At 66.0% G+C, this 20,542-nt stretch carries 18 protein-coding genes; 9 read left to right on the top strand and 9 right to left on the bottom strand.

Features of this window, described 5'->3' with window-relative positions:
- Positions 1 to 236 precede the first annotated feature (236 nt).
- Complete coding sequence (locus tag ACOQFL_RS05520) at positions 237 to 1,262, top strand: TerC/Alx family metal homeostasis membrane protein (RefSeq protein WP_435542999.1); 1,026 nt, start codon at positions 237 to 239, stop codon at positions 1,260 to 1,262.
- Between the two features lie 198 nt (positions 1,263 to 1,460).
- Here the strand turns inward: ACOQFL_RS05520 and ACOQFL_RS05515 are convergent, their stop codons facing one another.
- The 3 genes from ACOQFL_RS05515 to ACOQFL_RS05505 all read right to left on the bottom strand — a co-directional run bounded on the left by ACOQFL_RS05515 (position 1,461) and on the right by ACOQFL_RS05505 (position 4,087).
- Positions 1,461 to 2,117, bottom strand: coding sequence for an RES family NAD+ phosphorylase (locus tag ACOQFL_RS05515; protein WP_435542998.1), 657 nt, complete (start codon positions 2,115 to 2,117; stop codon positions 1,461 to 1,463).
- Between the two features lie 24 nt (positions 2,118 to 2,141).
- The gene (locus ACOQFL_RS05510) at positions 2,142 to 2,726 is read right to left on the bottom strand and encodes a DNA-binding protein (RefSeq protein WP_435542997.1); all 585 of its coding nucleotides are present in this window, start codon (positions 2,724 to 2,726) and stop codon (positions 2,142 to 2,144) included.
- A gap of 335 nt (positions 2,727 to 3,061) precedes the next feature.
- A complete protein-coding gene (locus tag ACOQFL_RS05505; RefSeq protein WP_435542996.1) occupies positions 3,062 to 4,087 on the bottom strand; it encodes a chitinase in 1,026 nt (341 codons plus the stop codon).
- Between the two features lie 162 nt (positions 4,088 to 4,249).
- Here ACOQFL_RS05505 and ACOQFL_RS05500 point away from each other — a divergent pair, with 162 nt between their 5' ends.
- The 5 genes from ACOQFL_RS05500 to ACOQFL_RS05480 all read left to right on the top strand — a co-directional run bounded on the left by ACOQFL_RS05500 (position 4,250) and on the right by ACOQFL_RS05480 (position 9,696).
- Positions 4,250 to 5,914, top strand: coding sequence for a class I adenylate-forming enzyme family protein (locus ACOQFL_RS05500; protein ID WP_435542995.1), 1,665 nt, complete (start codon positions 4,250 to 4,252; stop codon positions 5,912 to 5,914).
- Between the two features lie 26 nt (positions 5,915 to 5,940).
- Entirely contained in the window at positions 5,941 to 6,696 is a 756-nt protein-coding gene (locus ACOQFL_RS05495) for an SDR family oxidoreductase (RefSeq protein WP_435542994.1), read from the top strand.
- A gap of 175 nt (positions 6,697 to 6,871) precedes the next feature.
- Positions 6,872 to 7,642: an SDR family oxidoreductase gene (locus tag ACOQFL_RS05490; RefSeq protein ID WP_435542993.1), complete on the top strand. Its 771-nt coding sequence runs from the start codon at positions 6,872 to 6,874 to the stop codon at positions 7,640 to 7,642.
- 209 nt (positions 7,643 to 7,851) lie between these two features.
- Complete coding sequence (locus tag ACOQFL_RS05485; protein ID WP_435542992.1) at positions 7,852 to 8,484, top strand: TetR/AcrR family transcriptional regulator; 633 nt, start codon at positions 7,852 to 7,854, stop codon at positions 8,482 to 8,484.
- 225 nt (positions 8,485 to 8,709) lie between these two features.
- Positions 8,710 to 9,696, top strand: a complete 987-nt coding sequence (locus ACOQFL_RS05480) for an NADPH:quinone oxidoreductase family protein (RefSeq protein WP_435542991.1) — start codon at positions 8,710 to 8,712, stop codon at positions 9,694 to 9,696.
- 283 nt (positions 9,697 to 9,979) lie between these two features.
- On the opposite strand, the gene ACOQFL_RS05475 is transcribed toward ACOQFL_RS05480, so the two are convergent.
- From ACOQFL_RS05475 to ACOQFL_RS05460, 4 genes are all read right to left on the bottom strand, one after another.
- Positions 9,980 to 10,432: a MaoC family dehydratase gene (locus ACOQFL_RS05475; RefSeq protein ID WP_435542990.1), complete on the bottom strand. Its 453-nt coding sequence runs from the start codon at positions 10,430 to 10,432 to the stop codon at positions 9,980 to 9,982.
- 130 nt (positions 10,433 to 10,562) lie between these two features.
- Positions 10,563 to 11,771, bottom strand: coding sequence for an acyl-CoA dehydrogenase family protein (locus ACOQFL_RS05470; RefSeq protein WP_435542989.1), 1,209 nt, complete (start codon positions 11,769 to 11,771; stop codon positions 10,563 to 10,565).
- Positions 11,772 to 12,812 carry a phosphotransferase family protein gene (locus ACOQFL_RS05465; protein WP_435542988.1) on the bottom strand — a complete coding sequence of 347 codons (1,041 nt, stop codon included), beginning with the start codon at positions 12,810 to 12,812 and terminating at the stop codon, positions 11,772 to 11,774. It lies immediately after the preceding gene.
- Positions 12,813 to 12,814: 2 nt separating this feature from the next.
- A complete protein-coding gene (locus ACOQFL_RS05460; protein WP_435542987.1) occupies positions 12,815 to 13,477 on the bottom strand; it encodes an HAD family hydrolase in 663 nt (220 codons plus the stop codon).
- Positions 13,478 to 13,884: 407 nt separating this feature from the next.
- On the opposite strand from ACOQFL_RS05460, the gene ACOQFL_RS05455 reads away from it, so the two are divergent.
- Positions 13,885 to 14,526, top strand: a complete 642-nt coding sequence (locus ACOQFL_RS05455; RefSeq protein ID WP_435542986.1) for a cyclase — start codon at positions 13,885 to 13,887, stop codon at positions 14,524 to 14,526.
- Positions 14,527 to 14,595: 69 nt separating this feature from the next.
- Here ACOQFL_RS05455 and ACOQFL_RS05450 read toward each other — a convergent pair whose 3' ends face one another.
- Both ACOQFL_RS05450 and ACOQFL_RS05445 read right to left on the bottom strand, forming a co-directional pair.
- The gene (locus tag ACOQFL_RS05450; protein WP_435542985.1) at positions 14,596 to 16,149 is read right to left on the bottom strand and encodes a GMC family oxidoreductase; all 1,554 of its coding nucleotides are present in this window, start codon (positions 16,147 to 16,149) and stop codon (positions 14,596 to 14,598) included.
- A 240-nt stretch (positions 16,150 to 16,389) separates the two neighbouring features.
- Positions 16,390 to 17,940 (bottom strand): aldehyde dehydrogenase family protein, encoded by a 1,551-nt coding sequence (locus ACOQFL_RS05445; RefSeq protein ID WP_435542984.1) that lies wholly within the window; start codon positions 17,938 to 17,940, stop codon positions 16,390 to 16,392.
- A gap of 477 nt (positions 17,941 to 18,417) precedes the next feature.
- On the opposite strand from ACOQFL_RS05445, the gene ACOQFL_RS05440 reads away from it, so the two are divergent.
- Both ACOQFL_RS05440 and ACOQFL_RS05435 read left to right on the top strand, forming a co-directional pair.
- A complete protein-coding gene (locus ACOQFL_RS05440; RefSeq protein WP_092627598.1) occupies positions 18,418 to 19,029 on the top strand; it encodes a TetR/AcrR family transcriptional regulator in 612 nt (203 codons plus the stop codon).
- Positions 19,030 to 19,263: 234 nt separating this feature from the next.
- Positions 19,264 to 20,289 carry a coiled-coil domain-containing protein gene (locus tag ACOQFL_RS05435; protein WP_435542983.1) on the top strand — a complete coding sequence of 342 codons (1,026 nt, stop codon included), beginning with the start codon at positions 19,264 to 19,266 and terminating at the stop codon, positions 20,287 to 20,289.
- The last annotated feature ends 253 nt before the right edge of the window (positions 20,290 to 20,542 follow it).

Genomic DNA, 20,542 nt, shown 5'->3' with positions numbered 1-20,542 from the left:
TTCCGGGGTCATGGCGTTCTCGGTGGATGGATGTCGGTGCCTACCCCCGATGGCGGTCGACGCCGAACGTGGGTGACAATTCACGAGGTTTGGAGGGGAGTATTCCTGTCGCGGCGGTGTCGTCATCACGGATCGAACTCCGGCATGTCCGGTGTTCTTTCCCGGTGCCGCCGGCCGGCTCAGCCGGTGGGAGAGACCTCCGGTCCCCGGCATAAGCCCTGTACCGGAGGTGATTGATGTACGTCGGGACGCATGTGCTCGCGGAAGCGGCACAGCGGAGTCAACAGGAAACGCTGGGTGTTTCCTGGTGGGTCTGGCTGGCCACCCTGGCCGGTCTGGTCGGGCTGCTGCTGTTGGATCTCGTGATCGTGGACCGCAAGCCGCACGAGGTCAAGGCCGGTGAAGCCGCTCGCTGGGTGGTTTTCTACGTCGCCTGTGCTCTCCTGTTCGGTCTCGGGGTGTGGTGGTTCGGTGGCCACGACTTCGCGATCCAGTACTTCACGGGTTACGTGGTGGAGTACTCGCTGAGCGTGGACAACCTGTTCATCTTCATGGTGATCATGTCCAGTTTCGCGGTTCCCTCGATCCACCAGCACCGGGTGCTGCTGATCGGTATCGTCCTCGCGCTGGTCTTTCGCGGGTTGTTCATCGCCATTGGTGCCCAGTTGATCTCCCGTTTCGTGTGGGTGTTCTTCGTCTTCGGCGCTTTCCTGCTCTGGACCGCGATCAGCATGCTCCGTAACAACGAGGAGAACGAGGATCCGGAGAACGCGGTCGTGCGATGGGTTCGCAAGGCCTATCCGGTAACAGAGCAGTTTCACGGCACCAGGATGTCGGTCAGGATCGACGGCAAGCGGTGGTTGACACCGATGTTCATCGTGATCGTGGCCATCGGCAGCGCCGACGTCATGTTCGCGGTGGATTCGATTCCGGCCATCTTCGGAATCACCCAGGAGGCGTTCCTGGTGTTCACCGCCAACGCCTTCGCGTTGATGGGGTTGCGGCAGCTGTACTTCCTGCTCGGGGACCTCGTCGACAGGTTGGTCTATCTCTCCATCGGGCTGTCCGTGATTCTGGCCTTCATCGGGTTCAAGCTGATCGTGCACGCCCTGCACGCTTACGGATTGGTGCCCGAGTGGTTCGAGATCGGAAACTTCCTGTCGCTCGGTGTGATCGTTCTCGTGTTGCTGGTCACCGCTGTGGCCAGCCTGCTCAAGTCGCGTCGACAGCAGCGTGAAGCCGAGAACGCGGAGCTCGGCTGAAACAGCCGCGTCCGCTGAGGCCCCGCGGTGGACCGGACAGGTTGCTCGCGAGCACTCCTCGCGTGCGAGGTGTCCGGCCCGCTGTTGGGCGGCCGTCGTGCGATGTTTCCGCTTGCCCGTGGCGGGAGCTCACGGGTGGGTCCGCTGTTCGGCGAGGCTTCGAGTGCCTCGCCGAACCACCCGCTCAACGAGCCCCCACTAGTTCAACAGGGTGTAGCCGAGCTCCTTGCAGACCCTTCCCAGGGGCAGGTCCAGGCCGGGGTGTTCGAGCGGCAGCAGTAGGTCGGGACCTTCCGGCAGTACCGTTGCCGCCGGTGGATCCCACAGACAGACCGAGGGCTCACCGGCGTCCATCGACGATCGGTACCAGAGACCGTCCAGTTCCGGATAGGCCGCGCGGATGCACCGCGCCCAGGACTGGGTGCGTTCCTTCGTGCCGTTGCTGATCGCCTGGGAGGCGCCGGCTCTGGTCGGCCAGAGTCCGGAGAGGTCGAGTAGTCGGACGGTCCGACGTGGTCGGAATATCACCAGCTGCGGCGCACGCGTTTTGCGGTCCACTGTGGATGTTGCCTGGAACACCTCGGCGATGCAGGTCTGTACCGCCAGTGAGAAGTACAGTACGCCGTGTTCCCTGGTGACAGTGGGGCCGCCTTGCGGCTTCGGTGGATGCGGATCGAAGCGGGCGTGCGGAAGTGGGCCCGCGTAGCGGAAACTGTTCCAGTGCTGCGGGTGATTACCTCCCGAGGCGAAGATCCGCACGAGCCGGGTCCCGGCGGGGAGCGCGACGACGTCCTCGGTTCGGCGAAGAAGCGCCTGCAGCACAGCTGGGGCGGGCGGCTGTGGGAGCCGAGCCATTGGTGGTCCTGTGTCCGTCGTCGACTAAGCGGGCGTTCCGATGACCGAAGCGAGTTCGGCGACTCGCTGCGGATTACCGTATGCCATCAGCCAGTCACGCGGACTCACAGGGCGGTCTCCCAGCTCCAGGTCCTGCTGCGGCGTGGTCATGAAGTTCGCCAGTACCAGCGCCGGTTGGTCACCGGGCATGGCGGTCAGTACGGTTTCCAGACCGGGCAGTACGTCGTCCTCGGTGAACTGCCAGGCCGGCAGGCGCCAGCCACCGCGGTCCTTCCATCCGATCAGTCGGCGGGAGGCCACTCGGTGTCTGATGCGGCTGCTGTCCACGCCCACGAGCTCGGCGGCTTGACCCACCGACAGTGCGGTGTCGCGCAGTACGGTCTGTTCCGCCACCGCGCGCGCACGGGGGTCGGTTTCCCGCTCGGCGAGCGGCGACAGATCCAGACCCGTTTCGGTCAGTGTCGCGCGTTCGGATTCGTCGAAGTGCGCGCTGGGATCCGCCTGGGGCGGCGTGAGTCTTTTGGCCGCGTCCTCGACGAGCACGAGGAATTCATGCGCGGTGACCTTCAGACCGGCTCTGGCGAGCACGGTCTCCAGCGCGACTGTCATGGTGCCAGCTTACCCCCTGGTGGCGGGTTTGTGTGCGCCAACGTGCGGGTTGTCAGTAGAATCACATTAAGTGACAAGAATATTGCTTTGCGTAATCAAAGTTCGGAAAAGGGTGCGAAAAGTGGACGACTTTCCACCGCTGCGGGCTTCGAGTCGTCCACTTTCAACAAGGCGTCACGCCCGGGAATGTGTTAGGGGCCGTTCCGGCGCCCTACCCGGTCCGGAAAAGCGGGAGCCGGTGTCGCCCGTGTGTCGCCGTCCGCTCAGGTCGTTCACCCGAGGATTCGGGGCCACGCTCGCTTCGACGTGACGGTTCCGCCGCTTCCGGGATGTGGTTACGGCAGGGTATCCAAATGGTTGCCGACGGTCGTGGAGAAAGTGGTTCCGTTGCTGACGTCCCAGTTGATCGACCAGGTCATTACTCCGCTGATCGAGGGGTGCGATTGGCCTGGGACGAACCGTCCGCAGTCGCTCGTCGTCGCCAGGCAGTCCAGCGCGTCGGTGACCACGGAGGGCTGCACGTAGCCACTGCCCGCGGCTGACGGTGCGGCGGGCAGCCCCAGGGCGATCTGGTCGGCGCTGAGTTTGTCCAGCAGAATGCACGCCTGGGCGGTGATGAAGTCCACCGAACCCTGGCTGTACACCTGTTGGTCGCATCCCAGCATCGAGCCCGAGTTGTAGTACTGGGTGTGCACCGTGGTGATGATGTCGCTCAGGTTGTCGATCAGTTGCATGTACGAGCCGCCCGGCTGTACATACAGTGTTTGCGGCGCCATGGTCAGAATGAAGTCCGAACCGAAGTGATTTCGGAGCTGGCGCGCGGCGCTGGTCATCCCGGCCGTGTCGAAGCTGTGTTCCAGATCGATGTCGAGACCGTCCAGGCCGTAGTTCTCGATAATCGTGGTCATCGAGTCGACAAAGTTGGTCACGCGCTGTTCGGTGCTCAGATCGACCGAACCCTTGGCGCCACCGATGGACATCACGAAATCCGTGCCCTGGCTCTGCTTTTCGGCGATGTCCGCCTTGAGCTGCGCGTCGGAGTAACCGCCCAGCGCACCCGAGAGTTGGGAATCGACGCTGAATTTCACGGCACCGGGGCGGGTTGCGTCCGACTGGGCGAATGCGAGCGCCACCAGATCGTAGCTGTCCGGAATGTCGCTTACGCGTAATGGTTCGGCGTTGTTGACGAAATTCTGCCAATAGCCGGTGAGCTGGTGCTCGGGCAGCGCGGCGCTCTCGGTCGCGGCGCTCGGCTGGTCGGTCTTTCCTGCGTGGTGGGGCGTTGCCACGGCCGGGACCGCTGTCATCGTCAACGGGATGGCCGCGGCGACGAGGGCGGCGGTGATGCGGCGAATGTGCATCGAAACCTCCGGAGTCACTGGTTGAATCACCGAAGTTGGACTAGACCAATGGATCTCGTCAAGACTCGGTCTGTTTTTCGCCGTGTTCCGGAGGTGGGTTGACGTAAACCGTCGTAATCAGTCTACTGGACGTACCGACTGGTCGGTCTTGTGGAGGTGTTCATGTCCGGTACCTACGATCAACGTCCCTGGCTGGAGTGTTATGCCGCGGACGAGCCCGCGGACATCACCCCACCGTACGAAGACATGCTGGCCGTGCTGACGGACACCCGTTCGCGGTTTCCCGATCGCGTGGCGCTTACCTACTTCGGTACCGAGATCACTTATCGTGAGCTGGACGAGCTCGCCAACGGGGTGGCCGAATACCTCGCTGAGCAGGGGATCGACGGGGGCGACCGCGTCGCGGTGTACCTGCAGAACGTTCCGCAGTTCGCGATCGCCGTGCTCGCGGGATGGAAGTTGGGCGGCATCGTCGTCCCGCTCAATCCGATGTACCGCTCGCACGAACTGAGCACCATTCTGGCGGATGCCCAACCCGAGGCGGTGATCTCCTCCGAGAACGGTTGGCACGACGTGCTGGGTGAGGTCGCCGCCGCCACCGGGGTGGCGGTGACGCTGACAACCAGCGAGCTGGATTTGGCCGCCGAACACGAGGGGACTCCGTTGCGGGGGTTGGAGCGGCGGCGGCCCACGGACACCGCGGATCTCGTGGCGACGGCGACCGAACGCCGGACGGCCACTCCTCCGAACGTACGACTCTATCCGGACGACATCGCACTGCTGACCTACACGTCCGGAACGAGTGGCGCCCCCAAAGGGGCGACGAACACCCACCGCAACATCAGTTTCAACGCCCAGGCGTTCACCCAGCGCACAGGTAGCCACGACGGCAGCGGCATGATCGCGTTGGCTCCGCTGTTCCATATAACCGGCCTCGTGTGCCAGCTCGGCGCCGTGCTGGCCCTGGGAGGACGACTCGACCTCGTGTACCGGTTCGAGCCGTCGGCGGTACTGGCGGCGCTGCGCCGGTGGCGTCCGCGATACATGATCGGCCCGGCCACTGCCTACATCGCGTTGATGAACCACCCCGAATCCACCGCCGACCATTTTCGCTCGTTCGAACAGGTGTACGCGGGTGGGGCGCCGCTTCCGGCCGCGATGGTCGAACGGTTCCGCTCCGATTTCGGGCTCTACATCCGCAACGGCTACGGGCTCACCGAGACCACGGCCACGGCGACCTCCGTGCCGCCGCACCTGGAGGCTCCGGTCGACGAGGAGACCGGCACGATCAGCGTCGGTATTCCCACGTTCAACTGCGTGCTGCGCGTGGTGGACGACGACGGGGTGGACCTGCCCGTGAGGGCGGTCGGCGAGATCGTCGTGGAGGGGCCGATGGTCGTGCCCTCCTACTGGAACCAGCCGGAACAGACCGAGGAATCGATCCCCGAGGGCAGGCTGCACACCGGGGACGTCGGCTTCATGGACGAGCAGGGCTGGTTCTACGTCGTCGACCGGAAAAAGGACATGATCAACGCCTCCGGTTTCAAGGTTTGGCCCCGCGAGGTGGAGGACGTCCTCTACTCGCACTCCGCCGTTCGGGAGGCGGCGGTGGTGGGCGTTCCGGACGAGTACCGGGGTGAGACGGTCAAGGCCTACGTCAGCCTGGTGCCCGGTGTGAGCACCACCGGGGAGGAGCTCGCCGACCACTGCCGACAGCGGTTGGCGGCATACAAGTATCCACGCGAGGTGGAGTTGGTGGCGGAGTTGCCGAAGACGACCACCGGCAAGATCCTTCGGCGGCGTCTTCGGGACGAAGCGCGCGGTTGAGCGACAACTACTAGGAGAGGAAAAGTATGAGCAAGCGGTTCGACGGTCGGGTGGCGATCGTCACCGGTGCGAGCAGGGGAATCGGTTTCGGTATCGCACAGCGCCTGGTGTCCGAGGGCGCCCGGGTGTGCATCACGGCGCGCAAACCCGATGCCCTGCAGGAGGCCGTCGAGGCACTCGGCGGTGCGGAACACGCGATCGCGGTGGCGGGCAAGGCCGACGACAGCGAGCACCAGGCCGACGCGGTCGACCGCACCCTGCGCACTTTCGGCCGTGTCGACATGCTGGTCAACAACACCGGGATCAACCCCGCTTACGGCTCGTTGATCGAGCTCGATCACGGAATCGCGCGCAAGACCTTCGAGGTCAACGTCCTGGCTTCGCTGGCCTGGACCCAGTTGGTCCACCGGGAGTGGATGTCGGCCAACGGCGGTGCGGTACTCAACGTCACCTCGCTGGCCGGGTCGAATCCGGCCCCCGGTATCGGTTACTACGGAGCGACCAAGGCGATGCTGAGCCACCTGACGCGTGAGCTGGCCGTCGAGCTCGGTCCGGACGTGCGTGTCAACGCGGTTGCCCCGGCGGTGGTCAAGACGCAGTTCGCCACCGCGCTGTACCAGGACAACGAGGCAGAGGTCGCCGAACAGTACCCGATGCGGAGGCTGGGGGTGCCCTCCGATGTTTCCGGAGCCGCCGCCTACCTGCTTTCCGACGAGGCGTCCTGGGTGACGGGCCAGATCCTGACCCTGGACGGCGGAGTATCGCTCACCGGCGGGATGTGAACACTTTTGGCCGCTACGAGTGGATGGAGCTCGCGGTACCTACGGGGAGCGGGGTCCCGCGTCGCGGGTCCTCACCCGGTACGGGGTTCCGAACCGACAGTGCGGAGGGCCGAACCAACGGCGCGGGCGTCCGAAGCGACAGTCAGTTTCGTAACGACGGGGACAGGAGGTCGGCATGCGGCTGGCCGGTTCCGTGGCCGTGATCACCGGCGCGGGCAACGGTATAGGCGCCTCGATGGCTCGGGAGTTCGCTTCACGGGGTGCGAGCGTGGTTGTCAACGACATCGACGGGGCGGCGGCACGGAAAGTGGCCGAGGAGGTCGGCGGTACGGCCGTGGTCGGTGACGCGTCCGGTGAGGCCGGGGTGCGCGAACTCGTGGACACCGCGTTGGAGCGTTACGGCGGCATCGACCTGTTCTGTGCCAACGCCGGGGTCGCCACCGCGGGTGGTCCGGAAGCCCCCGAGGAGGACTGGGACAGGGCGTGGCAGATCAATGTCATGTCGCACGTGCGCGCGGCGCGGGCTGTGCTGCCGCACTGGTTGGAGGCGGGCGGCGGTCACTTCCTGGCGACGGTCTCGGCCGCCGGCCTGCTCACCATGCTCGGAGCCGCGCCTTACTCGGTGACCAAGCACGCTTCACTGGGATTCGCCGAATGGTTGTCGGCGACCTACGCCGATCGAGGTGTCACGGTGCAGGCACTCTGCCCGCAGGGTGTGCGGACCGGAATGCTCGCCGAAAGCGGCGAGACGGGGCGGCGGCTGCTCGACGCCGATGCCGTCGAGCCCACGAAGGTCGCCGAGATCGTCGCGGATTCGCTGGGTGGGGAGTTCCTGGTCCTGCCGCATCCCGAGGTGGCCGGACACTACGTCCAGCGTGCGACGGATCCGGATCGCTGGTTGGCCGGGATGCGCTCGCTGCGCGGGAAGATCGAACGGTCCGACTGAGGTTGGCCGCTCCGGCCCGGGAGCCGCGGCAGGCCCGGAACGGGCCCGACAGCGTAGTTGTGGTCCACGGCCGTTCGGTGACCACGGTTGCGGGACGGGACTCGGGTCGGTGCGCCCTCCTCGTCTGCGGGCCCTTCGACGGACGCGTACGGGGACCGACCGGTCGGTACCCTGTTGGGTACCCAGTGGCAGTAGTCAGGGAGGAAGCGATGGCACCGAGCTCGTTCACCGAGGAAGGCGGGGATACCGTCGACCGGACGCGACACAGTGGGCAGGAGCCGGTGCCACAGCGGCTGCTGAGTGCGGCCACGCGCCTGTTCGCCGAGCAGGGTTTCGAGACGACCTCGGTACAGCAGATCGTAAATGCGGCCGGAGTCACCAAGGGAGCCATGTACCACTACTTCGGCTCCAAGGACGACCTGCTCTACGAGATCTACGCGCGAGTGCTGCGCGTGCAGATGGTCCGGATGGAACAGGCGGCGGACAGTTCGGACTCCGTCGAGCGGCGACTCCGTGCGGTGGCCGCGGACGTCGTGGTGACCACGGTCGCCTACCTGGAGGACACCGTGATCTTCTTCCGTTCCATGCACCTGCTGCATGCCGACAAACAGGCCGAGGTACGCGCCGAACGTCGGCGCTACCACGAACGAGTGAGGCAATTGATCGAGGAGGGGCAACGTGCCGGGGTCTTCCGCGCGGATCGTTCCCCCGAGCTCGTGGTCGACTTCTTCTTCGGCGCTGTGCATCACCTCGGCAGCTGGTACCGCAGGGACGGGCCGATGAGTGGGGAGCAGGTGGGTGATCAGTTCGCGGACCTGCTGTTGGACGCGTTGCGTGCCTGAGGGTCGGGTGGAGTGCCGTGCGGGCTGTTCTTCCCGTGGGAGGCCACTGCGCATGCGGCGTACCGACCGGTCGGGACGGGCGGTGACTCGGCACGGAGTTACAGCCGGACGGAGCCGGGGTCCGGAACAAGGCCCGAGCGAGCAAACAAGTTCTGTCACGAACTCCCCGAGTTCGGATCGCTCCCGCGGCCGCCGCGGTCGCGGGAAAAATGTTGGAGGTGACCAGTGCAGGCACTCAGAGTTTCGGAACTGGGCGAGCCGCGGGACGTGCTCGAACTCGTCGAGTCCCCGTTACCGCAACCCGGTCCGAATCAGGTTCTGGTTCGGGTGGCGGCCGCTCCGGTGAACTTCCCCGACGCGTTGATGTGTCGGGGCCAGTACCAGGTCAAGCCGGAAACGCCCTTCACTCCCGGTGTGGAGCTCTGCGGTGAGATCGTCGAGCTCGGCTCGGGAGTCGGCGGTTTCGACACCGGTGAACGGGTCATCGGAGCCGGTGCCGTACCCACCGGGGGATTCGCGGAGTACGCCCTCATGGACGCCGCGCGTACCTTCCCCGCACCGGCAGCGCTGTCCGACGCCGAGGCCGCTTCGCTGTTCATCGGGTATCAGACCGGCTGGTTCGGGCTGCACCGGCGGGGCGCCCTGCGGGAGGGCGAGACGCTACTCGTCCACGCGGCCTCCGGCGGAGTGGGGAGCGCCGCGGTGCAGCTCGGCAAGGCAGCCGGGGCCACCGTGATCGGTGTCGTCGGTGGTCCGGAAAAGGCCGAGGTGGCCCGCGAACTCGGTGCCGATGTGGTGATCGACCGGCGCAGTGAGGACTTCGTGGAGGTGGTCAAGGAGACGACCGGCGGTCGAGGGGCCGACGTGATCTACGATCCGGTCGGAGGGGAGACCTACGAGCGGTCCACCAAGTGCGTCGCCTTCGAGGGACGAATCCTGATCATCGGTTTCGCGAGCGGGAAGATCCCGACTCCCGGGCTGAACCACGCTTTGATCAAGAACTATTCGATCGTCGGGCTGCACTGGGGACTCTACAATGAGCGCGACCCGGCGGCCGTCCGCGAGGCCCACGACGACCTGAGCCGAATGGCCGACGAGGGCAGGCTGGCCCCGCTGGTCAGCCAACGGGTCGGGTTGGCGGAACTGGCCGAGGCCACGCAACGGGTGGCCGACGGTCACACCGTGGGACGGGTGGTTTACGCCAACTCGTGAGCGCACCGCTCGAAACGGTTCCCGACCCCACCGCGTGGTGGGGAGCCGTTTCGCCCGCGCTCTGCTGCGGCATGCTCGTTCACGGGAGCGGCCCTGCGTTCACGGGACCGGCCCTGCGTTCACGGGACCGGCCCTGCCGAAAGCGCTCCGTCCGCGGGCAACCGGTTCGGCCCGCGGACCACACCGCGACGAAACATCGCGCCGCTTCGGAGTCCTCCGCCACGGTCGGGCACTCCTCCGCACCGGTCGAGTGCCCGGCCGTGGCGGCGTTGGAACCGACCCGTCAGAACATCACTCGTGAGAGCACCTCGGCGACACAAGCCGGTTTGTCCGCCCCGTCGATCTCCACCGTGGTGTGCAGTGTCAGCTGCGACGCTTCGCCCGCCTCGGACACCTCGGCGAGGCGGGAGCTCGCACGTACGCGGCTGTTCACCGTCACGGGACTCGGGAAGCGCACCTTGTTCAGCCCGTAGTTGATGACCATGCTCGCGCCTCGCACACCGTAGATCTCGGCGTTGAGTGCGCTGACCATGCTCAGTGTGAGAAAACCGTGCGCGATCGTGGTGCCGAACGGCCCTGCCGCGGCCCGCTCGGGATCGACGTGGATCCACTGGTGATCGCCGGTCGCCTCCGCGAACCGGTCGATCATGTCCTGGGTGACCGTCCACCAACTGCTGCTGCCCAGATCGGTGCCGCTGGCGGCGTGCAGTTCCTCGGCGCTGCTGAACACGGTCATGATGCTGCCTCCTGATCGTTCTGCGTTGTCGTTCTCGTCGTGTGGGACGTGGCGCGTGCCCTCGGGTTCCAGCAGTCGAATCCCGTCCCGGTGAAACCCGTCCGGGGGCGGCTTCGGGGATTTCCCGGTGTCACCGGTACTGCTTGAGTTCCCGGCGGGCCAGTGAACGGCGGTGCACCTCGTCGGGACCGTCGACCAGGTGCAGCGTCCTGGCGTGCGCGTACAGATTGGCCAGTGGGGTGTCCTGGCTGACCCCCGCGCCGCCGTGCGCCTGAATGGCACGATCGATCACTGTGGTGGCCATCTCCGGCACCGCCACCTTGATCGCCTGGATCTCGGTGTGCGCACCGCGGTTACCGACCGTGTCCATCAGCCAGGCCGTTTTCAGCACCAGCAGGCGAACCGATTCGATCCGTACCCGTGCCTCGGCGATCCAGTGCTGCACCACACCTTGATCGGCCAGCGGGCGTCCGAACGCCTCCCGGTGCGTGACACGACGGCACATCAGTTCCAGTGCCCGCTCGGCCATACCGATCGCCCGCATGCAGTGGTGGATCCGGCCGGGCCCCAGCCGGGCCTGCGCGATGGCGAATCCCTCGCCCTCGCCGGAGATGATGTTCGCGGCGGGGACCCGGACCTCGTCGAAGTCGATCTCGGCGTGGCCTCCGTGATCACCGTCGGTGTAACCGAACACGTGCATACCACGGCGGATCGTCACGCCGGGTGTGTCCACCGGGACCAGGACCATGCTCTGTTGCCGGTGCTGCTCGGCGTCCGGGTCGGTCTTGCCCATGACGATCAGCACCCGGCAGTTCGGATTCATCGCTCCGGAGGACCACCACTTGCGTCCCGTGATGACGTACTCGTCGCCCTCCCGGCGAATCCGGGTGGCGATGTTGTTCGCGTCCGAGGAGGCGACGTCCGGTTCGGTCATGCAGAACGCCGAGCGGATCTCGCCACGCAGCAACGGTTCCAACCACTGCTCTCGCTGGCGCTGGTCACCGAACATGGTGAGTACTTCCATGTTTCCCGTGTCGGGGGCCGCGCAGTTCATCGCGGGGGGTGCCAGGTGCGGGCTGCGTCCGGTGATCTCGGCGAGCGGTGCGTACTGCAGATTCGTCAGCCCCGCGCCGTGATCGCCGGGCAGAAACAGGTTCCACAGTCCGCGCCGACGCGCCTCCCGCTTGAGATCCTCGACCACCGGTGGCACCGACCAGGGATCGGCCGTGTCGCTCACCTGCCGCTCGAATTCCTCCTCAGCGGGATGGACGTGGGTGTCCATGAAGGAATTGATCTCCGAGCGCAGGTTCTCGGTGCGCTCATCAAAAGTGAAATCCATTCATTTCTCCGAAATGTTGGTCAATCCTTGCTCGATCAACGGCTCGACCAGCGCGCCGACGTGCTCGAATCCCTCGCCGACGGTCTGACGCTGCGTGAAGCGGTAGTGGATTCCCTCCAGGATCACCGCGATCTTGAAAAAGCCGAAAGCCACGTACCAGTCCAGTTCGGAGGTGTCGACACTGCTGAGTTCGGCGTAGTGCCGCAACATCTCGCGCGCGGAGGGGAAACCGAACTCCGGGCCCACCCCCTTGGCGATGGGATTGTCCGCGATGCCGTTGAAACCCTCCCAGTACACGACCAGCAGCCCGAGGTCGGTGAGTGGATCACCGAGCGTGGCCATCTCCCAGTCGAGCACCGCCCGGATGGCGCAGTTCTCGTCGATCAGCACGTTGTCCAGCCGGTAGTCGCCGTGCACGATCGCCGCTCGTCCACCCGTGGGGACGCGTGCGGCCAGCCGGTCCCGCAGCTCGGTGACCCCGCGCAGCTCCCGCTGTTGCGAAGCCTCCAGTTGCTTGCTCCAGCGGCGAACCTGGCGCTGCAGGAAACCCTCGGGCTTGCCGAAGTCGCCGAGGCCGACCGACTCCGGATCCACCGCGTGCAGCCGTGCCAGGACCTCGACCAGGTGCATCGCCAGGTCACGGCGCTGCTCGGAACTCAGCGCGCGGGTCTGCTCCTCACTGCGACACGCCTGGCCCGACACCAGGTCCATGATGAAGAACGGCGCACCGATGACCTGTTCGTCCTCGCAGAGCAGATACGTAGCGGGGACCGGCACGTCGGTTCCGGCCAGTGCGCTCATCACGCGGTATTCGCGGCTCATGTCGTGTGCGGTGGCCAGCACGTGACCGAGCGGGGGTCGCCGTAGTACCCAGTTGTTCTTGCCGTCGCCGATCGCGTAGGTGAGATTGGACCTGCCACCCTGGATCAACTCGCCGTGCAGCTCGCCGTCGATCAAGCCGGGGTGCTCGCGTTCCAGGTAGGAACGGAGTGCGCCGAGGTCCAGTCCCGGAGGTTGGGACGCTGTGGTCTCGTCGGACATGCTTACTCCTGCCGCTCGGGTGCGTCGAGGCCTGGGATGAGTTCGGTGAGACGGGTCCGGGTGCGTTGCGCGTCCTGGTGCAGGATCGTGTGCATGCCGAGTTCCTCGGCGGTGGCGACGTTGGCTCGCACGTCGTCGATGAACAGGGTGTGTTCCGGTTTCGTGTCCAGTCGACGTAGTGCCAGGTGATAGATCCGGGGGTCCGGTTTGCGCAGGCCGACCTCGCCGGAGACGATCGTTTGATCGAACATTGGCCCCAGCCGTTGCCACGGGTAGCTGTTGCCCCAGCTGTTGGACAGCAACCCGGTCCGGGCTCTTGAGGCGCGAAGTGTCGTGACCAGCCGCATCATCTCCTCGTCCGGCTCCATGAACGAGAACAGCCTGGAAAGCAGCCCCTCGGCCACCACCCGTCGCTCGTCCGCGCGAACCAGTCGCTCGGCGAGCATCCCGTCGAACTCCGTGAGGGAGAGCTCGCCGGTCTCGAGGAGGTGGATCGGGCTGTCGTCCGGGGCGTCGCGGCCGACCCAATCCCGCAGGACTGCGGAAAAACTCTCGGGTCGGATACCCTCGGCACGTGCCCAGGACTCGACGGCCGTTCGGCCCGGTGTGGTGAGTACGCCCCCGTAGTCGAACACCACGGTGGTTATGGCGGGTTGGGTCCGCATGGTGCGGAGCATACCGACTAGCCGGTATGCTGGCTAGGGTTCGGGCCTTCGCTCGTTTCACCCGGATGTGCGGCCCCCGCTGCGGAGCGTCACCTCGTCGGCTCTTCCGGTAAGCCGACTCGCCCGCGAACGGGCGAAAAACGAAGACCCCTCGTTCAGCGGATCACGTGAACCGAGTGTAGCGATACTGCGCCAAAGGTGTGACTCCGCTCGGCCGGTTACTGCTGTGTTTCGGTGAAATTTCGCAGTCAATTGAATTACGACTCGTATCTATTTTTTCGTCTCGTTTTGCCGAGGGTTGTTCGCCGTTATTGACGAAAAGCCCTACTGGTCGGTAGATATTTTGGTTGCCGCGCGGCATTCCATGTGGAATCCACGTTTCGACAATCGTTTAAGAGGTGAGACAAATGGCATCTTCCATTCGTTCGGGCGGAACGCGCTTATTGGCGGCGGCTGCTTTCGCCATCGCCCCCGTGATCGCTCTGGCCCAGCCCGCGGCCGCGGCGAGTTTCTCGCACAACTTCGAGTGCTCGGGCGATTCTCCGCTCGGTGAGCAGCAGTTCAGCTACCAGCAGGACTCGGAGGTGACCGCCCCGGCGAGTGTCGCCCCCGGTGAGCAGTTCGACATCGTCATCGACCCGGCCGTCAACACCGTGCCCTCCGAGGTGAACGGTTTCGGCGTGGAGCAGATCGACGGCTTGGACCTCAAGCTGCCGGTACCCGAGAACACAACGCACGTCTCGACCTCGCAGAGCGGTGGCTCCAACCTCGGCACTCCGGCGCCCACGATCGACGTGAGCAACGGAATCGCCACGTTGCACGTGTCCGGCCCGATCTCCGGCGGGGCGGAGTTCGAACTGCCCACCGTGACCGCCACGCTGCAGGCGGGGAGCTCCGGTCCGATCGAGACCCACCTCTACGGCACCGCCTACGATGATCCGGGCCTGACGTTCAACGCGCAGGTTTCCACGATTATCGGAAGTGTCGATGTTCCGACGAGCTGCTACCCCTCGCCCAATCCCGTGCTGACCACCACCAGCGTCAGCTGAACCCAAAAAAACTGGAGGGCTTTCCGTGGAAAGCCCTCCAGTTTTTGTTCCGTCAATGTCACGCAGATGTCAGGCGGCGTCTTCCTTCAGCATGTCGGAACATTTCTCACCGATCGCCATCGTGGTGATATTCGGATTCACCGCCACGAGGAACGGCATCGCCGAGGAATCGGCCACCCGCAGACCGTGAACACCCTTCACGCGCAGCCTGGCGTCCAGCGGCGCGTTGTCGCCGTTACCCATCGGAACCGAGGCAGCCGGGTGGTACACAGTGTTGTGCGTGGCACGCAAATAATCGGCGATCTCGTCGTCGGAGACCACATCCGGTCCGGGATGCAGTTCTGCTCCCGCCCACTCGCGCATCGCGGGCTGTCCCACGATCTCGCGTGCCAGTTTGATGCCGTGGGTCATCACCCTGATGTCGTGCGGGTCGGTGAAGTAGCGCGGATCCACGGCGGGTTTGTCCCGGAAGTCCCTGCTGCGCAGACGCACCGTTCCCACCGAACGGCTCCGTGTGACGTTCGGGGTCAGACAGAACCCGTTCTCCGTGCTCGGATATCCCTGCCGCACGGTGTGCATGTCGAACGGCACCGAACCGAAGTGGAACATCAGATCGGGGCGATCGAGGCCGGCCTCGGTGGTCGTGAAGATACCGATCTCCCACCACTGGGTGGAGTCCTGCACCATCGGCTCGGCCGCGTCCCAGCCGATCACCCCCTCGGGGTGGTCCTGCAGATTCGACCCCACACCTGGGGAGTCGACCAGCACGTCCACTCCGACCGAACGAAGGTGCTCGGCAGGACCGATACCGGACAGCATCAGCAGCTTCGGAGTGTCGATGGCGCCCGAGCTGAGCACCACCTCCCGCCGCGCGGTGACCCGGTCGGTCCGGATGCCGTCGGCCGCCAGACATTCCACTCCCGTGGCCCGGTTCCCGTCGAAGACCACCCGTTTGACCCTGGCGTCGGTGCGTACGTGCAGGTTCGGACGGTTGCCCATGATCGGATGCAGGTACGACACCGAGGAAGAAGCCCTGGTGCCGTCCTCGTGGGCGTTGATCTGGAACCAGTTGGCACCGTGGGTGACCGTCCGGCCGGAATTGAACTCCGTGATCGGGATGCCGGTCTGTTCACAGGCACGCAGTAGCGCACTGCCGCAGGGGTCGTTCGGTGGAACGTTGCGCAGTCGGACCGGCCCTTGGTGACCGTGGTGTTCACCGGGCGACTCGTTGTTCTCCAGCCTGCGGTAAAGCGGGAAAACGTCTGCCGCGCTCCAGCCCGTGGCCCCCATCGACTCCCACTCGTCGAGGTCCTCCGCCGGGGCCCAGAAGGCGATGCAGGAGTTGTGCGAGGAACAACCGCCGAGCACCTTCGCCCGCGCGTGCCGCATGAAGGAGTTGCCGCTTTCCTGCGGCTCGATCGGGTAGTCCCAGTCGAACCCGGACTCCAACAGCGACATCCACTGCTTCAGTTCCAGGACCTCACGTTTGTCCTGGTCGGTGGGACCGGCCTCCAGCAGGCACACCGTGATGTCCGGGTCCTCCGACAGTCGTGCGGCGAGCGCGGCTCCTCCGCTGCCGCCACCCACGACGACGTAGTCGAAAGCGGTCGCCTCATCACTCATCGTTGCTCTCCTGTTCTGTGCACGACACCGCGATACACCCGGGCCCGTCGAAGCCGCGGGGGACGCTCGGGAGCTCACCGGCTCGTCCCCACCGCAGGCGAACGGATCGCCGCGGGTGGAGCCGGGGTGGTTGGTTCCGGGGCGTCGGTGGTTCGGGAGGGGGTTCGGAGTCGAGACGGCGCAACGGGCCGCTCCCCTCGGCGGTCGTGTCGACCACCGACGCCCCGAGGATCGGGGAACTCACTCGTTCGGCTGCTGCTGTCCCGCGAACCAGTACTGCGGTCCCGGACGGAGGTTCTGGTAGACGTGCTTGGCCTCCTGGTACTCCCGGAGACCGCCGCCGCCCAGCTCACGTCCGATACCGGACTGCTTGAAGCCGCCCCACTCGGCCTGGGGCAGGTAGGGGTGGAAGTCGTTGATCCACACGGTGCCGTGCCGCAGCCGCCCGGCCACCCGCTGCGCCTTGCTCACATCGGAGGTGAACACCGCACCGGCCAGGCCGTAGTGCGTGTCGTTGGCGATGCGCACGGCCTCGGCCTCGTCGTGGAAACGTTCCACGGTCAGCACCGGTCCGAAGGACTCCTCGGAGACGGCGGCAGAGCCCTGCCGCACCTCGTCGAGCACGGTGGGCAGGTAGAAGTAGCCCGCCTGCAGCTCGGCGGCCTCCGGACGGCTCCCGCCGGTACGCAGCACCGCTCCTTCCTCGACCGAGCGAGCCACGTAGTCCTCGACCTTGGCACGGTGTTCGGCCGAGATCAGTGGTCCGGACTCGGCGGTCTCGTCGAAGGGGCCGCCGAGTTCGATGCGCTCGGCGCGCCGGACGATCTCGTCGACCAGTGCGTCGTGGATCTCGTCCTGCACGATCAGTCGGGCGCCCGCCGAGCAGACCTGGCCGGAGTGCAGGAAGATCGCGGTCAGCGCGTAGTCCACCGCGGTTTCGAAGTCCGCGTCGGCGAACACGACGTTCGGGTTCTTCCCGCCCAGTTCCAGGGCGACCCGTTTCACGGTCGCGGCGGCCGAGGCGGCGATGTTCCGACCGGTGTGCAGTCCACCCGTGAACGAGACCAGGTCGACGTCGGGGTGTTCCGCGAGCGGAGCTCCGGTCTCGGCGCCGTTGCCGAGAACCAGGTTGCCCACTCCCGCGGGCATGCCCGCTTCCCGGAGTGCGCGCATCAGCAGCATCGCGGTGCTCGGAGTCAGTTCACTGGGCTTGAGCACGAAGGTGTTGCCCGCCGCGAGCGCGGGGGCGACCTTCCAGGCCACCTGCAGCAGCGGGAAGTTCCACGGCGTTATCAGGCCGCACACACCGACCGGTTCGTAGTCGACCCTGCTGATGGCATCGGTGGAACCGGTGTTGACGACGTGGCCCGCGTCGGTTCCGGCGATCTTGCCGTAGTAGCGGAAGCACGCGGCGATGTCGTCCATGTCGTAGCCGCTCTCGACCAACCGCTTACCGGTGTCCAGCGACTCCGCGCGTGCGAATTCCGCACGGTCGCGTACCAGGATCTCACTCACCCTCAGCAGCAGGTCGCCGCGTTCCCAGGGCGAGGTGGCGGGCCACGTTCCCTCGTCGAAAGCGGCCCTGGCCGCCGCTATGGCGCGTTCGGCGTCCGTGCGGTCGCCCTCGGAGACCGTGATCACCGGAGAACCGTCGGCGGGGCAGCGGATCTCCCGGGTGTTCCCGGCCGAGGCCGCCTGCCACACACCGTCGATGAGCAGGGTGCCGGAAGCGGTCGGATCCCCGGTTCGCGTGGTGATCGACTCGTTCGGCGGGGCGTGGGTCTGCGACATAGTGAGTTTCCCGTCGAGGCTGCTTGCTTGCTTTCCGGGCGGTGCGCCGCCCGACCGTTCGGCCGTGCCCGGCAACACTCGGTGGATCACCGCGGCGAGGGGGAGCGTCCCTCGGATCTCGTCCTGTCCGGGCGGCGAGTGTCCCGTCGCCGTGTGGTTGTCCGGTGCGGCCACTGCTTTCGTCGTCGTGCGCCGGGGTGGTGTGTACCCGGGACGAGCCCGTACGACACGCACCGCGGCTGCCGGTGCCGAACTCTAGCAGTTTTTATGTACAGATGTACACATAGTTGCTCGCGTGGTCCCCATTTCGATCGCCATTGAGGCGTTGACCGGCGAAGAAGTGATTGTCGTGAGGTGGGTCGCATCGCCTTCCGGTGGTTTCGTGGCAGGGTGTTGTTCGTCCCGAGGGCGGAACCACCGAAGGTGTTCCGGCGAGCACGAGATGTAGGCGAACCGGCGGAAGGCACACGACAGGCGATGACCACGACGGACTCCGAGTCGCTTCACGCGACGGTCGACGAGCGACGAGGCCGGAACGGCGGTTCGCGCAAGGACCCCGGGCGACGGGAACGGATCGCTCGGGCCGCGATCAGCGTTGTCGCCGAGCGTGGCATCGAGAAGATCACCCACCGTGCGGTGGCCGCGGCGGCCGGGGTTCCGCTCGGTTCCACCACCTACCACTTCGCCACGCTGGACGACCTGCTCGCCGTGGCGCTGCGGCAGGCGGCCCAGGACAACGTCGCCGAACTGCGGGAGTGGGCGGACGGGATGGACTCCGGCGTCGATCTGCCCGCCGTGTTGACCGATCTGGTGTTGCGCTATCTCGGCCCCGAGCGGGAACGTACCGTGGTGGAGCACGAACTCTACGTGGCCGCGTTGCACCGTCCCGCCCTGCGGGCCGCCAGCACCGAGTGGGACGGGGCGTTGCGGGACCTTTTCACCGCTTACACCGACGAGGTCTCGGGCAAAATGCTCGCGGCGGTGTTCTGTGGCCTGCTGTGGCAGGGGATCGTTCGTGAACCGTTGCCCGAGCGCGACGAGATCGAGACGATCTTTCGGCGTGCGGTCGGCGATACCGCCCACGGCTGAGCCGGTTTTCTCGTATTGTCCGGTCCGACACCGGACGGTTACCCGCTTTTTCGTCCCTACCGTTGATCGCCGCACCGGTTGGTGTGGACAATGTGTGGCAGCGATCCGTTTCAAGCCCGTGTGCACAGTGCGATGTGAACCGTACGTAGTTCAGTCGAGTGGTGGACATCGCCGGGCGCATTTCGGGTGTAGAACGGAAATTGCCGCGTCGGGGGCGTGGCTCGCTCCAACCACATGCAACCACTGAGTGATCAGGGATGGGGTGAGACCGTGGGGCACAATGACAGCCGTGAGCTAGTGCCGCTCGAGTCGGATTTCGACGTCGTGTGGCGCGGATTCCGGCGTTCGCAGGTGCAGTTCTACATTCAGCAGACCGAGGCCGAGGTCCGGATGCTGACCGAGGATCGCGATTCCGCTCTCAGCCAGGTATCCGACCTCAACACCCAGCTCGAACAGGCACGTGCCGAGATCGATTCGTTACGCAGGCAGCTGGACGATGTCTGCCGGACTCCCGTCGAGGAGAAGGCCCTGGCGGATCGATTGCGTCGTATGGTCCAGCTGGCCAACGACGAGGCCGCCGAGATCATTTCCTCGGCCCGAGCGACCGCCGAGCACGAGTGGTCGCGTTCGGAGCAGGCCGCTTCCGAGCTGCGTGCCAGGTACGAGCGGTTGGTCGCCGAGGCGGACGAATGGCGGCAGCAGGCGCAGGACCAACGGCAGCAGGCGCTGGAACAGACCAGCCGTGAGATCGAGCGAATGGCTGAGGAGGCCGAGCAACACCGTCGTAGGTTGGATCGGGAGGCCGAGCAGCGACGCAACGAGATCGAGCATGACTTCGAGATCTCGATGGCGGCACGTCGCCAGGAAGCCATGCGTGAACTGGCCGAGCGTGACTCCGCCAGCAGGCAGGAGGCCGAGCGGCGGATCAGCGAGGCCGCGGCCGAGGCGGAACGACGCACCAAGCGCGCCAACGAGCAGGTCGAGGCGATGCGGGCACTGCGCCGCAACATGGCCGAGCAGGTCAGGGCGGGCCAGCATCTGCTCAACGAGGCGGAGCCGTTCCTGGCTGCCTCGGTGACCGGAACCGAGTCCGAGCAGGCCGATGCCTACGTGCGGGACACCCCCCGAGGCGAGGACTCGGACGAGATGCGGGACGAGCCGGTCGAACTGCCCAGGCAGCGGGCGGTCGAGCAGGCCGACGCCTCCGAGGACGAGGGCGTGTTGTCGGCCGCATCCGGTGGGCAGCGTGAGGCGAGCTGAGACGTTCGCTCCTCCGGGGAGTACCGGGTGACTTCGGCGGCTCGTCCCGATTCGTCGGGTGTGAACCTCACGAGCAGCCCGAGTCGGAGTGCGCGGTGCCCGCTTTCGGTGTGTTCCGAGAACGGGCACCGGGCACCCGTACTCATCCTCGTGAGAGACAGCACGGAACGGACGTCGCCGTGTCGGTCCTGCCGGATCGGGCGAGTGCTCGTGCTGCCGGTGTGGTGGAAAAATCCGGAGCCGTGAGCCCCGC

The organism is Actinopolyspora sabaoui (assembly GCF_051225635.1).
Taxonomy (GTDB): domain Bacteria; phylum Actinomycetota; class Actinomycetes; order Mycobacteriales; family Pseudonocardiaceae; genus Actinopolyspora.
Note: the sequence above shows the minus strand (reverse complement) of the source record. Positions and strands in the feature narration are given on the sequence as shown.